Annotated in this window: 14 protein-coding genes; 7 read left to right on the top strand and 7 right to left on the bottom strand. The window is 51.9% G+C overall.

Features of this window, described 5'->3' with window-relative positions:
- The first annotated feature begins 653 nt into the window (after positions 1-653).
- Together HMPREF3168_RS00720 and HMPREF3168_RS00715 are read left to right on the top strand one after the other, a co-directional pair.
- Entirely contained in the window at positions 654-1,424 is a 771-nt protein-coding gene (locus HMPREF3168_RS00720) for an NUDIX hydrolase (protein ID WP_070487986.1), read from the top strand.
- 96 nt (positions 1,425-1,520) lie between these two features.
- Positions 1,521-1,787: a DUF1294 domain-containing protein gene (locus HMPREF3168_RS00715; protein ID WP_070487983.1), complete on the top strand. Its 267-nt coding sequence runs from the start codon at positions 1,521-1,523 to the stop codon at positions 1,785-1,787.
- On the opposite strand, the gene HMPREF3168_RS00710 is transcribed toward HMPREF3168_RS00715, so the two are convergent.
- The gene (locus HMPREF3168_RS00710; RefSeq protein WP_070487981.1) at positions 1,780-2,637 is read right to left on the bottom strand and encodes a hypothetical protein; all 858 of its coding nucleotides are present in this window, start codon (positions 2,635-2,637) and stop codon (positions 1,780-1,782) included. The genes HMPREF3168_RS00715 and HMPREF3168_RS00710 overlap by 8 nt on opposite strands.
- Before the next feature lie 252 nt (positions 2,638-2,889).
- Between HMPREF3168_RS00710 and HMPREF3168_RS00705 the strand changes: the two genes are divergently transcribed.
- Positions 2,890-3,444 (top strand): cysteine hydrolase family protein, encoded by a 555-nt coding sequence (locus HMPREF3168_RS00705; RefSeq protein WP_035183906.1) that lies wholly within the window; start codon positions 2,890-2,892, stop codon positions 3,442-3,444.
- A gap of 68 nt (positions 3,445-3,512) precedes the next feature.
- Positions 3,513-4,946 (top strand): nicotinate phosphoribosyltransferase, encoded by a 1,434-nt coding sequence (locus HMPREF3168_RS00700; protein ID WP_070487979.1) that lies wholly within the window; start codon positions 3,513-3,515, stop codon positions 4,944-4,946.
- Between the two features lie 79 nt (positions 4,947-5,025).
- On the opposite strand, the gene mscL is transcribed toward HMPREF3168_RS00700, so the two are convergent.
- The 6 genes from mscL to mmuM all read right to left on the bottom strand — a co-directional run bounded on the left by mscL (position 5,026) and on the right by mmuM (position 9,798).
- A complete protein-coding gene (gene mscL, locus HMPREF3168_RS00695; RefSeq protein WP_003614043.1) occupies positions 5,026-5,502 on the bottom strand; it encodes a large conductance mechanosensitive channel protein MscL in 477 nt (158 codons plus the stop codon).
- An 85-nt stretch (positions 5,503-5,587) separates the two neighbouring features.
- The gene (locus tag HMPREF3168_RS00690) at positions 5,588-6,418 is read right to left on the bottom strand and encodes a Cof-type HAD-IIB family hydrolase (protein ID WP_035175325.1); all 831 of its coding nucleotides are present in this window, start codon (positions 6,416-6,418) and stop codon (positions 5,588-5,590) included.
- A gap of 116 nt (positions 6,419-6,534) precedes the next feature.
- Positions 6,535-7,542 carry an asparaginase gene (locus HMPREF3168_RS00685; protein ID WP_003614022.1) on the bottom strand — a complete coding sequence of 336 codons (1,008 nt, stop codon included), beginning with the start codon at positions 7,540-7,542 and terminating at the stop codon, positions 6,535-6,537.
- Positions 7,532-7,984 carry a MarR family winged helix-turn-helix transcriptional regulator gene (locus HMPREF3168_RS00680; protein WP_003614046.1) on the bottom strand — a complete coding sequence of 151 codons (453 nt, stop codon included), beginning with the start codon at positions 7,982-7,984 and terminating at the stop codon, positions 7,532-7,534. Before HMPREF3168_RS00680 ends, HMPREF3168_RS00685 begins: the two co-directional genes overlap by 11 nt.
- 364 nt (positions 7,985-8,348) lie before the next feature.
- Positions 8,349-8,810, bottom strand: a complete 462-nt coding sequence (locus tag HMPREF3168_RS00675) for a YbaK/EbsC family protein (protein WP_003614037.1) — start codon at positions 8,808-8,810, stop codon at positions 8,349-8,351.
- Between the two features lie 55 nt (positions 8,811-8,865).
- Positions 8,866-9,798 (bottom strand): homocysteine S-methyltransferase, encoded by a 933-nt coding sequence (mmuM, locus tag HMPREF3168_RS00670; RefSeq protein ID WP_070487977.1) that lies wholly within the window; start codon positions 9,796-9,798, stop codon positions 8,866-8,868.
- Positions 9,799-9,875: 77 nt separating this feature from the next.
- Between mmuM and HMPREF3168_RS00665 the strand changes: the two genes are divergently transcribed.
- From HMPREF3168_RS00665 to HMPREF3168_RS00655, 3 genes are all read left to right on the top strand, one after another.
- Positions 9,876-11,270 carry an amino acid permease gene (locus tag HMPREF3168_RS00665; protein ID WP_070487975.1) on the top strand — a complete coding sequence of 465 codons (1,395 nt, stop codon included), beginning with the start codon at positions 9,876-9,878 and terminating at the stop codon, positions 11,268-11,270.
- Between the two features lie 150 nt (positions 11,271-11,420).
- Positions 11,421-12,386, top strand: coding sequence for an ATP-binding protein (locus HMPREF3168_RS00660; protein WP_003614027.1), 966 nt, complete (start codon positions 11,421-11,423; stop codon positions 12,384-12,386).
- Positions 12,387-12,479: 93 nt separating this feature from the next.
- Positions 12,480-13,742, top strand: a complete 1,263-nt coding sequence (locus HMPREF3168_RS00655; protein ID WP_070487973.1) for a carboxylate--amine ligase — start codon at positions 12,480-12,482, stop codon at positions 13,740-13,742.
- Positions 13,743-13,812: the final 70 nt, after the last annotated feature.

Below are 13,812 nucleotides of genomic sequence, written 5' to 3'. Positions count from 1 at the left end.
TCCAGCAATAGCGGCGATAGTCACAAGCTTTATCCAAAACTCTTCTCATAGTCTTGTTGGGATGTAATTCATAGACTCTTGTCTGAATTAATTCCGCCGGTACTTCTTCTATCTGTTCCGCCATTTAATTTCACCGCCTTTCATAACCATATCGTCTCAATCTTTTTTCGAGGAATATTTTAGCACGTATTCCTACGTTTTTCCAAACATACGTTTCTAAAGTGTAACGGAAATTTGGGCTCTAACCTATAGAAAAGTTCCGAATTTCCCTAGGCTAATTCGGCTTAGTACCTATCTGTTAACTCTTACATATAATCAAACACATCAAACACGTTTTTCGCCACTAGTATTATGCTCCTGTAAACGAAAAATCAAACAATGTTTTTTCGCTTACATTCTAGTGTAATGTCATGACGATATCTTAATAATATTGGCACGGATACTACGCATGCGGCTCTATATCAGCAGTTATAGTTCTGATTGTGCATGTTTTAAATATCAGTATGACATTACACTAGCACTGTTTGTAATTAGTGGCAGAGGAAAATTGATTATTCTTTCAAAAATTCTCCCGTTTTTTCATTCCTCTTCCACATCCAGCTAATCCTCCCGGCAATGATATAATAGTAATAAAACTGAAAGGAGACGTTTTGATGCCTGAATTAGAAAAGATAGTCGAACGCCCCTTGATCACCATCACCAACCTGATCTGGAGCTTTAACAAGGAAACCCACCGGGTTCAGCTGCTTTTAGTCAAGCGCAAGGACGAACCTTTCGCGGACCGCTGGGCCCTGCCGGAAACCCTCCTTCGGGAAAACGAAAGTGCCGACCAGGCTGCCGTGCGCTTGATCAAAGAAAAAATCGGCCTTGACCTTCCGGAATCTTCCACCGAGCAGCTGGCCACCTTTACCTCCCCCCACCGGACGCCCGGCGAGCGGGCCCTGGCCCTAACCTACATGACCTACCTGCCCGCCATGCCAAACCTGCGGCCCGGCTACGGAGCCAGCGATGTTGCCTGGTTCGCCTTTGAAAACTTAGGCCACAAGTATGAGCTTTTTTCCGCTGACAAGGACCTGACCTTTGAATTAGCGGAAAAATCCCACGCCCTGGCCTTTGACCATGACGAAATCATCGCCGTGGCCATCCAGCGCATCCGCAACAAACTGGACTACCAGCCCAGCATCCTGCAGATCCTTGGCCCCGAATTCACCCTCCGCGAAGCCCGCGAGGTCTACGCCCCCTTCTTCCAGACCACAGTCGATGAGATCGACAACTCCAACTTCCGCAAGACCCACGGTTCCCTCTTTACCGAGCTGGGCGTGCAGAAGAATTACCACAAGAGCGGACGGCCGCCAAAACTCTATTGCCTTAAGGAAACGCAGAGCAATATCCTCTGGAGAAAGGCTATCAACAAGCAAGGCTAAAACTGCCTTGCTTTTCTTTTTTGCAAAAAACCACCCTGCCTGAGCAGGGTGGCCTGTAATTCTTTAAAACTAACTAGGAAATAACCAGGAGACAACATGAACAACTTTTGGCAAAGCAGCCTGCTGCTTATCAACTTAATCGCCTTTGCCCTCTATGGCATCGACAAGGCTAAAGCCCGGATGCACGCCTGGCGCATCCCCGAACGGCTGCTGCTTACCTGCGGCCTGCTGGCCCCTGTCGGGTCCGGCCTGGGCATGCTGGTCTTTCACCACAAGGTCCGCAAGGCCTACTTCTATTTGGCAATCTTCGCCGGCTTTATCCTCTGGGCCGCGATTGATTACCTTATTCTCAGCTTTAGCTAAGGCTCTTGAGCATCTTAAAGGCGGTCTCCGTACTGTGGGCCTTAAGCTGATAAACGCTGGACCCTTTGGCCCAGGTGATCACCGTGTTCAAAGAACCCAGGCTTTCGCCAACATCAACCTGCACGCTGGACTTTGCCGCCGTATCCGGCAGACCATATTGCTGGTAGAGAGCCAGCAGCTTTTGCGCCGTTGGCAGCGGCTTTTGCCCCTGGACATTGCTTGCCCGGACAACAAAGGACCACTGGCCCTGGTTGAACTGCAGATAAGTCGACCCAGCCGCCCCTTCTTCTGTCCCAGTCACATTGCTGGCAATCTTAACCGCTGGCAGACCGGTCTTGGGCTCTTGGTAATTAATCAAGCTGCTGGCGTCAGCCACATTCTTTTTTTCCGTTAAAACGGCATATGGCTTTTCACTGGCAATCCGGCTGTCATTTAAGGCCAGCGGGCTATTTCCGACGCTGTAGTAAACAACATTCTGGCTGCTTGAGCTGGTGTAGCGGATATTCAAGTTGCTGCTGCCCTGGCCTAAGCCGTCAGTCGCCGGCAAAAGCATCCCCGGCAGCTTGACCCTTAATTGACTAGTTAAAGTCCCCATCCGGTTTGCATCTGCCCTTTGGCTGCTGGAAGCCGCGGACTTAGAGCTGGCCTGGCTTGAGGAGGATTTTGTCGAACTAACGGCAGAACTGGCCGCGGATTTAGCCGCCGACTTAGAGCTGGCCTTACTTTCCGCCTTCTTCTCGCTCTTAGCCTGGCTGGATTGACTGGACTGACTATTGCTTTGACCCGCGCAACCGGCAAGCAAGCTGGCCGCCAGCAGAAGCAGGGCCAAATTTTTCCTGTTCTTCTTCATTTTTTACACTCTTTCTTTGTCAATAATTATTCCTACTTTCCACCCCTAATTATAGATCTTGCCGGATCTTTTATAAAGAAAGTTCCGTTTTTGTTGGTAAAAAAACGCTTAATTTACCTTCTTTGTCTGAAAAACTTGCAAATTAATCTTTTCTGGAGTAAAGTTTACGTCAAGCGAGTAAAAGTTTATTTTACTTTTTGTTTTTATCCTATTTTAGGTAAGTTATACTTTTAACAAAAGAGGAAGAAAAAGATGGAAAATGAAGCACTCTTGATCATTGACTATACCAATGACTTCGTAGATGACAAAGGCGCTCTGACCTGCGGGGCACCTGCCCAGGCCTTGGCTGGCCAGATTGTCAGCTTGGCCGACCAGTTTTTGGCCGCCGGCAAGTGGGTTATCCTGCCAACCGACAAGCACTTTAAAGGCAACCCCTACCACCCGGAAACCAAGCTCTTCCCGCCCCACAACCTGCCAAATACTTGGGGCCGGGAGTTCTACGGACCCCTGCAAACTTGGTATAATAAACATCAAGACGACGAGCACGTCCTTGTCTTGGACAAGTCACGCTACTCTGCCTTCTGCGCTACCGGCCTGGACCTCTTCTTGCGTGAACGCAAGGTCAGCCGGGTTCACCTGGCCGGGGTCTGCACGGACATCTGCGTCCTGCACACCGCCATGGACGCCTACAACCATGGCTACGACATCACGGTGCACGAAAAGGCAGTTGCCGCTTTAAACGACGCGGGACAGGAATGGGCACTGAACCACTTCAAGTCCTGCCTGGGCGCTGAAGTCGTCGACTAACCTTTACCGTTTAAGTTTTTATTTTTACTTTTAACAGTTATATTTTTGAGAAAGCAGATTTTTACACTATGTCTTTATCACACGCGTTAATTACCGACCTGTACGAATTCTCAATGGCTAACGGCTACTTTGAAACCCTGCCAAGAGATACCGAAGCCGTCTTCGACGTCTTTTACCGGACTGTTCCAGACAACGGCAGCTTCGTCGTCTCCGCCGGCCTGGAACAAGTCGTTGAACAGCTGCGGGGCTTCCACTACACCAAGGAAGACATCGACTACCTGAAGTCCCTCAAGCTCTTCAGCGCTGAATTCATTTCCTACCTGGAAACCATGACCTTCGACTGCGTCGTATACGCGATTCCAGAAGGCACCCCGGTCTTCCCGCGGGTGCCAATCCTGACGGTCAAGGGGCCTTTGATTCAATGTCAATTGCTGGAGACCTTCGTCCTTAACCTAATCAACCACCAGTCCTTGATCGCCACCAAGTCCCGCCGGATCAACCTGGCCGCGGCTGGCCGGCCAGTCATGGAATTTGGTGCCCGCCGGGCCCAAGGTCCGGACGCTTCCGTTCTGGGCGCCAGAGCTGCCGTTATCGGCGGCTGCGGGTCAACCAGCAACGTCTTGTCAGCAGCCAAGTACAACATCCCGGTTGCCGGCACCATGGCCCACGCCTGGGTTCAAAGCTACCCAACCGAACTCGAAGCCTTTGAAAAGTGGGCGGAAGTCTACCCGGACAACGCCCTGCTTTTGGTCGACACTTACGATGTCTTAACTAGCGGCGTGCCTAACGCTATCAAAGTCTTCGAGGAGCTCCGCACCAAGGGCCACAAGAAGTTCGGCATCCGGATCGACTCCGGCGACATCGCCAAATTGTCCCGCAAGGCCCGCAAGATGATGGACGACGCCGGCTTCCCGGAAGCAACCATCACTGCTTCCAATGCCTTGAACGAAAACGTCATCCACTCCCTTCTCCAAGAAGGCGCGCCGCTTGACAGCTTCGGCGTTGGTGAACAATTGATCACCAGCTCCAGCTCACCGGTTCTGAGCGGGGTCTTCAAGCTGGCCGCTTTGAAGATTGGCGACGGGGAATGGCAGCCAAAGATCAAGCTGTCCAACTCCAAGGAAAAGGTCACCCTGCCTGGTGAAAAGAAGGCTTACCGCCTCTACCACAAGGGGACCAAGAATGCCTTCGCGGACGTCATCGCCCTGGCTGATGAAAGCTTGCCAGAAGAATTCGTCGGCATTAACATGGACCCGATGATGACTGAAACTGAAGCCAACTTGAAGGACTTCGATGCCGTCCTCTTGACCCAGGTCGTTGTCGGCCCAAAGGCCAAGTCCATCGAAACCGACACCTTCAAGATCCAAAAGCACATGTACGAAAAGCTGGCTGAACTGCCAGAAGAAACCCAAAGACTGCTTAACCCGGACCGCTACCCGGTCTACCTGACTCCTGCCCTGGCTGACCTGCAAGCCAAGATGATCAAGGACCACAAGCTTTAAGTAAGTCATCGCTTTAATTGCATAAACAAAAAACGAAGTTGCTCAAGTAGAGCAGCTTCGTTTTCTTTTGCCTGCTATTTTATTGTTCAGCCATTTTTTCTTCCAATTGTGACGTACACATCGGGCAGCGGCTGGCTTCGATGTCGATCTCGCTCTTGCAGTAAGGGCAGACCTTGGTCGTTGCTTCTTCTTCAACCTCTTCTTCCTTCTTGATCAAGGACCCGGACCGGTTGAAGGCCTTGACGATCAAAAACAGGACAAAGGCCATCATCAAGAAGTTGATGACCGCGGTCAAGAACTTCCCATATGCCAGGGTCACCCCGGCAAATTTCAGTGAGAACTGGTCAAAATTCATCCCACCGACCACCCCTAAAAGCGGACTGATGATGTCGCTGACCAGGGACTTGACGATGGTGGTGAAGGCACCGCCGATGATGATACCGACGGCCATATCCATCACGTTGCCCTTAGAGATGAAGGCCTTGAACTCCCCGAAGAAGCCCTTAGTAGATTCGACAGCCTGCTGGCCGTCTGGCAGATTAATTCGCTTTGGCATAGGATACTCCCAAACATAATTTAGTACTTATATAAATTAGCGAATCAATTATATCATTCTAAGGGAAAAATTAACAAGTTTTTTCTTACTCATAATCTGGCAAAACCCAGCGGCCGATCGCTTCCGCCACCGCCCCCTGGTCAAAGGTCTTCTCCGTAATCTTATCGCAGTCAGCCCGCATTTCCGGGCTGACATTGGCCACCCCGACGCCGGTGCCGGCTGCCTTGATCATGGCCAGGTCATTGAAGCTGTCCCCGATCGCCATGGTCTCATCCAGCTGATAGCCCAGCTCCTGGCACAGTTTCTTTAGGCCTGTCCCCTTGTTCACCTTGGGCGGGTTGAATTCCAGGTAGCGGTTGGATGAAAAGCTCATCTCACTGACTTTTTCAAAATCTGCCAGGTCCTTCCGCAATTTTTTCAAGCGGGGAAAATCAGTATCGACGTAAAGAATCTTGGCAAAACGGGCTCCGCTGGCCCGCAAGGCCGTTAAGTCCCCGCCTGGCAAAGCCGCGAAGTCGGCCCGGCCTTGGCAAAAATCGATCTCTTCTTGCGTAAGTTGGTAGCCGTAAACCTGGTCCTCAGTGTAGATATGCATCCCCAGACCTAATTCCTGCCCCCGTTTGAAGATTTCCTCAACCAGGTCCCCGTCCATCCCGGTAAAGGAGATCAGGCGCGGCCCCTTGTTCTCAAAAACCGCCCCGCCGTTGTAACAAATCGTGTACTGGCCGGCCTGGTCCGCCTGGCCCAGTTCTTCTAGCGTCTGCCTTAAAGAGTAAAAGCCGCGCCCTGTAGCGGGCACGAATTTGATGCCCAGTTCCTGGCATTTTTTAATAGCCCACAGATTTTCCTCTACTACCCGGCTGCCCGGCCCCAGCAAGGTCTCATCTAAGTCGCTGGCAATCAGTTTGATCATCATTTTTCCTCCTTGCTCATCATTTTTCTACCACCATGATAGCGTTTTTAGGAGCAAAAAGAAAACAAAAATGAAAAAGAAAATGGAAAGAAAAAATAAAAAAGCTGCCTTACCGCAGCTTAATCGGTGATGGTTACCTCACCGGCAATATCCTTGTTGAAAAAGGCCCGGACGTCCTCCAGGCCCATCCCCTGGCCCAGGGCCCACATCAGCTTGGTTACAGCACTTTCACTGGTCATGTCCCGGCCGCTGATCGCCCCTTCCAGCATAGCCGCCCGGCCAACCTCATACTTGGTCAAGTCAGTTCGTTCATACAAACACTGGCTGCAGGCCACCACGGGGACTCCCCGCTTGATGATCTCCCCGATCGCCTTAACCATGTTCCGCCGCATGTAGTTCATGCCGCCAAGGCCATAGGCTTCGATGACGATCCCCCTGACCCCGCTGTCGACCATGGCGGACAAAACCGCCGGGTCAAAGCCTGGGAAAAGCTTGATCATGGCCACCTGGGTCTCCACCTTGGTGTTCAAAGTGCAGATGGCGTGCTCGCTTGGCACGTATTCAAAGTCTTTGTGCTTGATGTCAATGCCGTCTGAAGTCACCATAGCCACCGGGTCAACGTTGATGCTCTTGAAGGCGTCAAAACCGGTCGTCCGGATCTTAACGCAGCGGCAGCCCCGCATGATCTGCCGGTTAAAAGCGATATAGATCCCTGGCTTGCAGGTTGCGGCCGCGGCAAAGGCAACCCGGAGGTTATCTGGAGCATCGCTTAAGATGGCCTGCATGGGCACCTGGCTCCCGGTTAAAACAACGGGCAGGTCAATTCCCTGCAACATAAAGGTGAGCATAGACGCCGTGTAAGCCATGGTGTCAGTCCCGTGGGAGACGACGATACCGTCAAAGCCCCGGCGCAATTTATAAATCTGTTCGGCGATAAAAGCCCACTCTTCCGGCTGGATGTTGGAAGAGTCCAAAGACAAAATGTCCTTGACCTCGACTTCATAAGGCAGGCCGCCCAGGGTATGGAGCAATTCCGCCCCGGACTGGCCCGGGATCAAGCCTTCTTCTGAAGCCACGGACGCGATCGTCCCTCCAGTCGACAGCAGCAATATTTTCTTATTGGTCATCTTTTTCCTCGCATGCTTCCCGATTTTCCTCAGCCAAAAGCTCATACAAACGGTCCAGGTACTTTTCCATCTGGCTTAGTTCTTGCCGGCTGTAGAGCTGCTCCACCTTTTCCTGCAGCTTGTGCATCCCCTTTTTAGCGCTGACGCAAATCTGCCGGCCCTCATCCGTCAGGCAGACGATCTTCACCCGCTTGTCGCTTTCCGCCAGGTGGCTTCTGACATAGCCCTTGCCTTCCAGGCGGCCGACAATCCCGGCCATGGTGGCCTGGGCCACTTCAAAGTGGTTTTCCAGCTGCTTTAAAGGCGCCTGCTGGCCCGCGCATTTCTCCAGATAAACCAGGCAGTGAAACTGTGAAAAGGTCAGGCCCAATTTCTTGAGCTCATAGTTGCCCCTTTTGGCCATCAAATCATTGATCTTCTTGACTCTTAACCCTAAATCCATCGTTTTCTCGGCTCCTAATCTACCAACAATACCTAAGAGCCTATTTTACCATTTTTGCCGGTTAAAAGTCCTCTTCCAGCCGCTTGGTCTGGTCGATTTGCTCCCGCAACTTGCTTAAATCTGCCATTGTTTTTCCCTCAAAAGTCCCCCTATTTTCCAAGTATTTTTAAAAAAAGCACCCTTAGTACTTTACGAAATAAAATGAAAGTATTATCATTAGGATGAGAAAATTACGATTAGGTTGAGCGTAACACCAAACGCTGAACTTTATCTGTGGCAAATTGTTATTGTTATCAGTGTAATTTTTCACATCACAGAGAACGCAAACCAGCCGGTTCGCGTTTTTTGTTTCTCTTTATTTTGCTTAAGCTGTCTTGGTCACGTCCACCCAGGCCGTATAGTCAGAGTATTTTTCCAGAGCCGGGATGGTCAAGCGGACAGCGCTGTTGCTTGAGCCAGCTGCCGGGTAGACCTCAGTGTGGCGCTTGAGGGACTCGTCTAAATAGACCTTGACGCCCGGCTTGACGGCAAAGGGGCAAACCCCGCCTGGGGCATGGCCGATATAGTCTTCCACCTGGTCAAAAGGAATCATCTTGGCCTTCTTGTGGAAGGTGGCCTTGTACTTGTGGTTGTCAGTCCTGGCTTCCCCCGCCATAACGACTAGGATCGGGGCATCGTCGACCAAAAAGGACAGGGTCTTGGCGATCTGGTCCGGCTCGGTGTCCAGAGCCTGGGCGGCCAAGGCCACGGTGGCTGAAGACTCAGGAAGTTCAATTACGTTAACGTCAGTATCTTTGAAAAAATCTTTTACTCGTTCAACTGCCATTGTTTAACCTGCTTTCTCTGCTCAAGAAGCTTATTAATCTAAGATTAGAAATATTTTAAAAAGCAGTATAACCCTTTTTGACCGCGGCGGCAAGTCCGGCGATATCTTCCGGCATCGTCGTGCAGCAGCCCCCGACCAGTTTTGCCCCGGCCGCCAGCCAGGCAGCCCCCGCCTGGCCAAAGTCCGCGGCTTCTGGGGGGTAGACCCACTTTTTAACAGAAGGATCGTATTCGGCCCCGGAATTAGGGTAAACGACGATTGGCAATTTAGAAGCGCGGAGATTTTTCACCACATCGACAGTCCAGGCCAGCTTGAAGCAGTTGGCCCCGGCCGCGAAGACCTGGGCATAGGCGCTGACTTCCTCGACCGCTTTAGTTAAAGGCAGGCCCTCGCTGATACTAGCCGGATCCTTTAAGGAAAAGCTGACGTAAACCGGCAGGTCCGGGTACTTGGCCTTGAGGTAGTCCAGAATAGCTCTGACTTCGCTCAGCTTAGGCTGAGTCTCAACCGCCAGGCAGTCCACCCCGCCGGCAACTAATTCTTTAATCCGCGGGGCGTGAAAGTCCACGTATTCTTCATGGCTTAAAGCATAGTCGCCCCGGTATTCACTGCCGTCAGCCAGGTAGGCCCCGTAAGGGCCAACTGAACCAGCCACGAAGTTGTGGATGCCGGTCGCTTTTTCAAAGTCGTCTCTGGCCTTAATGGCCACGGCAGCTGACTCTCTGATTAAGGCTCGAGCCGCGTCCTCACTTAATCCGTGCTTCATGAAGGCCGGCAGGCTGGCCTGGTAGCTGTCGGTGATCGTGACCCGGGCGCCGGCCTTGAAGTACTCCTGGTGGACCCGGTAGACCAGGTCTGGGTTATCCGCGAGGGCCTTGGCCGTCCAGAGGTCGGAATTGGTGTCTTCGCCCCAGGCTTCAAGCGGCGTGGACATGGACCCGTCCAAAGTCACCGGGCCTTGGGCCAGAAGGGTTGGTAAATCTGCCATCGTTTTTCCTCCATCATGTGTTATCATGTTACTGTTTATTTTAATAAAAAACCAATCTGTTTTGAAGAGGTATTTTTATGGCTCAACAAGAAAAAGTCGACCACCTCGAGCGGAAGATGGAAGCCCGGCATATTCAGATGATCTCCCTGGGCGGGGTCATCGGGACCGGTCTCTTCTTAAGCTCGGGCTATACCATCAGCCAGGCCGGACCCATCGGCACGATTATCGCCTATTTCTTCGGGGCAATCCTGGTTTACGCCGTCATGCTCTGCCTGGGCGAATTGTCGGTGGCCATGCCCTACACGGGTTCCTTCCACGTTTACGCTAAGAACCTGCTTAATCCGGCCACCGGGTTTACGGTCGCCATTCTCTACTGGCTGACCTGGACTATTGCCCTGGGCAGCGAGTTTACCGCGGCGGGGATTATCATGCGGCACTGGTTTCCCTCTGTCCCCGTCTGGATCTGGAGCCTGGTCTTCATGATTTTGATTTTCCTCTCCAATTTCTTCTCGGTCAAGATTTTCGCGGAAAGTGAGTTTTGGTTCGCGGCCGTCAAGGTAGCGGCAATCGTCGCCTTCATCATCTTAGGGGGACTGGCGGTGGTCGGAGTTATTCCTTTAAAAGGCAGCCAGGGAGCACCAGGTTTGACCAACCTGACCAAGGACGGCTGGTTCCCGACTGGTTTTGGCGGGGTTTTTACCACTATGCTCACGGTCAACTTTGCCTTCTCGGGGACGGAGCTGATCGGGATCACGGCCGGGGAAGCCAAGGAACCAGAAAAGACCCTGCCTAAGGCCATCCACACCACCTTATGGCGGCTGATCATCTTCTTCATCGACTCCATCTTCTTCATGGCCTGCCTCATCCCCTACAAGCAAGCCGGCGTTACCGAAAGCCCCTTCGTCCACGTCTTTAACATGATGGGGATTCCTTTTGCCAGCGACTTGATGAACTTCGTCGTTTTGACGGCCATCATCTCTGCCGGCAATTCCGGCCTCTATGCCTCAACCAGAATGCTCTGGTCCCTGGGCAATGAGGGGACTATTCCAGTTGTTTTTGCCAAAACAAACAAAAGAGGGATTCCGGCCATCTCCTTGCTGATAAGCATGCTGGGTGGGGTCTTCTCCCTCTTGACCAGTGTCTACGCGGCTGACACGATCTACCTGGTCCTGGTTTCCATCTCCGGCTTGGCGGTGGTCTTCGTCTGGATGGCGATCGCCCTGTGCCAGCTCAAGTTCCGGCAGAAGTGGCTGAAAGAAGGGCATACGGAGGACGAGCTCAAGTTCAAGACCCCCCTCTATCCTTTCACGCCTTGGTTTGCCTTTATCGCCAGCCTGGCCTCCTGCCTTTTGATCTGGTTTGACCCTTCCCAGAGGGTAGCCTTGTACGCGACGATTCCATTCGTGATCTTCTGCTACGTCGCCCACCATTTCTATGCCAAACACCAGGAGAAAAAGCAGACCAGCCTTTAACAAGAGCGCCTTCGGGCGCTTTTCTTTTTGCCTGGGAATCGAATCAAATCAAGTAAATCTAATCAAATCAAATCTAATCAAGTCATTGACGAGATTGACGAGATTCGCTAAAATATGATTAGATTGCAAGCAGTAAAAAGGAGGCGCGCCATGCTTACGCCAAATGATTCCAGCAGCTTTGAAAACCAGCTTTCTCTCCGCCAGGACTTGACCTTCAACTCCCTGCAGGCCCTTTTTGACCAGCAGGGTCTCCCCTTTAGCCCGCCGTCCAGCCAGTTCGGCATCCTCCAGTTCAGTAATTTCGACCTCCTGGTCTCTGACCAGTGCCCTTACACGATCAAGTGCGCTGTTTTTAAGGGGACAGACCAGGATGAATTCCTGGACCGGCAGGAGTTTACCGGGTCCCTGGCCGCTCAATTCCAGCAGGTCTACGCTTTTTTGGAAAAGCACAACCCAGTAGAGAGCCAGATTAAAGGCCTTTACCGGGAAGACCGGCCAGCCTACCCCAAGCAGGCCTTAAGGGAAGCCTTGATGAACGCGATTATCCACAGGGACTACAGCAACCCGGCCAGTAGCTTGATCAACTTATACACAGACCGGGTGGAATTCATTTCTTTTGGCGGCCTCATGCCCGGGATTACCCTGGAAGACATCCAGCTGGGCCTGTCAGTTTGCCGGAACAAGCGCTTGGCTGACCTCTTTTACCAGCTGAAGCTGGTGGAATCCTACGGAACGGGGTTAGCCAGAATCAAGAGTGCCTACAAGGGCAGCCGCCTTGCGCCCCAGATTTTAGCCGCTCCCAGCTCTTTTAAGGTGGTCCTGCCCCATTACCAGGCAGCTGTTAAAGCGACTTCTAAACCAGTCAAAAAGGCGGTAACACCTGCTCCTTCCCCTAGCCCAGCCCCCAAGCCAAAGGCCCGGGCAACTGGCAATGAAGAAACCGTTTTGGCTTTTGGCAAAGAGCATGGGGAATTTATCAGAAGCGATATTGAGGAGCTCTTAGGGGTCAGCCCAGCTACGGCGACCCGGCTCTTGCGGCAGATGGAAAACAGCGGCTTGGTTCTCAAGCGGGGCAAGGCCAAGGCCATCCGCTACCGGATCAGCGAAAATTCATAAGCAAACAGTTCGGTTCCTGCCTAAACGTGCTAACATAGGTAGGGACTTTTTTCATCCAAAAAATTACAATCCAATAGAAATCTGGCAACAATCATGCAACAATTTACTCCGATTCTTTTAGGCAGCGACATCAATGTTTACGGGATGGCCCGGTCCTTCCACGAGGCTTACGGGATCAAGGTCCAGGCCTGGGGCGCGTCCACTTTAGCCCCGACCCGGTATTCAAAGATCGTTGACATCGAGGTTCACCCGGGCTTTACTGAAGACCCGGAATTCATCAAGGTTATGCGCGAGAAGATCAAGGAATACAAGAAGCACCCGGAACCGGTGATCTTGATCTCCTGCGGGGACGGTTACTCAGAACTTTTAGCCAAGCACAAGCAGGAGCTGGAAGAGGCCTTCATCGTTCCTTATATCGACTACGCCCTCTTGGAAAAACTGATCTCTAAGGAGGGCTTCTACGAGGTCTGTGAAGAATACGGCCTGCCTTACCCGAAGACCAAGATCATCACTATGTCCGCTTACAAGGATGGTTCTTACGCCGACGTACCCTTCCCCTTCCCGGTCGCTTTAAAGCCGGAAGACCCGGTTTCCTGGCTGGACGTCCAGTTTGAAGGGCGGAAGAAGGCTTTTGTCATCAAGGACCTGGCTGAATTCAAGGACATTGTGGGCAAGATCTACACCAATGGCTACAAGGAAGACTTGATTTTGCAGGACTTCATCCCGGGCGATGACTCCAACATGCGGGTCTTGAACGCTTATGTGGACAAGAATCACCAGGTCAAGATGATGTGCCTGGGCCACCCGCTTTTGGAAGACCCGGACCCGATTGCCATCGGCAACTACATGGTAATCACGCCGGACTATGACGAGAAGCTCTACCAGACTGTCCAGGCCTTTTTGGAAAAGATCAACTACACGGGCATGGCCAACTTTGACATCAAGTACGACGTCCGCGACGGCCAGTACAAGTTCTTTGAGATCAACCTCCGCCAAGGCCGGTCCAGCTTCTACGTCACTTTAAACGGCTACAACCTGGCCAAGTGGTATGTGGACGACTATGTGGAAGACTCGCTTAAGGACCAGCCGGTTGTTTACGGCAACCAGGATCCAGCCAAGCACAAGCTCTGGTTGGGTGTACCGGACAAGATTTTTGAACAATACGCGGTCGACTCCCTGGCCAAAAAGGAAGCCTTGGCACTTCTGCGGGCCGGCAAGGTAGGCACCACGGTCTTCTATAAGCCGGACATGAACATCAAGCGCTGGCTCTTGATGAAGCACATGTACCACAACTACTACAAGGATTACCAGAAGTACTTCAAGGTCAATAAGGAGCAGTACTTCGAGAAAAAGTAAGAAACATAAACTTATGCACAGGAAAAAAAGGAAGCTTACGGGACAATGTCATTAAGTTAAGGCATTGACT

Source organism: Lactobacillus sp. HMSC08B12, assembly GCF_001808415.1.
Taxonomy (GTDB): Bacteria; Bacillota; Bacilli; order Lactobacillales; family Lactobacillaceae; genus Lactobacillus; species Lactobacillus delbrueckii.
The sequence above is the reverse complement of the archived record's forward strand: the minus strand, read 5'-3'. Positions and strand labels throughout refer to the sequence as shown.